General features: G+C 60.6%; 1 protein-coding gene and 1 pseudogene. Both read left to right on the top strand.

What is annotated here, in order from left to right; genetic code table 11:
* Window positions 1-251, top strand: a pseudogene (locus tag E4P00_RS18020) (type I secretion system permease/ATPase); the annotation flags it as partial.
* A 61-nt stretch (window positions 252-312) separates the two neighbouring features.
* Window positions 313-1,052 (top strand): biotin/lipoyl-binding protein (locus E4P00_RS18025; RefSeq protein ID WP_248132373.1); only part of this gene is annotated, 740 nt, incomplete at its 3' end.

Raw genomic sequence — 1,052 nt, forward strand, 5'->3', positions numbered from 1 at the left:
CCAACGTGCTGTTGCTGGACGAACCGACCTCTTCACTGGATGAAGGGGCAGAACGCCTGTTTCTGGAAAACCTCGACCAATGGGCCCAGGGCAAGACCTTGCTGATTGCCACCCATCGCCTGGCGTTGTTGGAGTTGGTCGAGCGAATCATCGTCGTCGATGACGGCAAAATCGTGCTGGATGAACCCAAGGAGGAAGCGATCCGCCGACTCAGTGCCACTCACGCCAATGGAGCTGCCCAGCATGGCTAATGTTCACGAAACGCTGGCGCGGTTACGCGCCTATGCGCGCAATAAAAGTTCGCGGGAGGCGATGGATCCCGCCGATGACGCTGCGCTGCGCCACGCGACACGGATGATCGGCAGCCTGGTAGTGATTGTGGTGATCCTGTGCACCTGGGCCTGGCTTGGCGAACTCGATGAGGTGTCCAAGGGGGACGGAAAGGTGATTCCCAGTTCCCATGAGCAAGTCATTCAGTCACTAGAGGGCGGCATCCTGACCGAACTGAACGTTGCCGAGGGTGACCTGGTGGAGCAGGGGCAGGTGCTGGCCCAGCTTGACCCGACGAAAACCGAATCGAATGTCGAGGAGAGCGCTGCGCGTTACCGTGCGGTGTTGGCCAGTGCCACACGGTTACAGGCCGAGGTGGACGACAAGCTGTTGAGCTTTCCTGACGAGCTGCAGGCCTACCCGGAGCTGATCAGCCGCGAAACCAGGCTGCATAAGGAGCGCATCAGCCGACTCAAGGAGTCCTTGGCGGGGGTGAATGACTCGCTCAGGCTGGTCGACCGTGAGTTGCAAATCACTCAGTCATTGGCCAAGACCGGGGCAGCCAGCAACGTCGAAGTAATCCGCCTGCAACGCCAGCGCAGCGAACTGCAACTCAAGGCCACGGAACTGCGTTCGTCCTATCAGGTACAGGCGGGGGAGGAGTTGGCCAAGGCGCGTTCCGAGGTCAGTACCTTGAGTTCGGTGATTCGCGGGCGTGAAGACTCGTTGGCGCGCCTGACCGTCCTGTCGCCGGTTCGCGGCATCGTCAAGGGCATCGAGGT

The sequence above is a fragment of the Pseudomonas sp. B329 genome, from assembly GCF_023127835.1.
Taxonomy (GTDB): domain Bacteria; phylum Pseudomonadota; class Gammaproteobacteria; order Pseudomonadales; family Pseudomonadaceae; genus Aquipseudomonas; species Aquipseudomonas synxantha_A.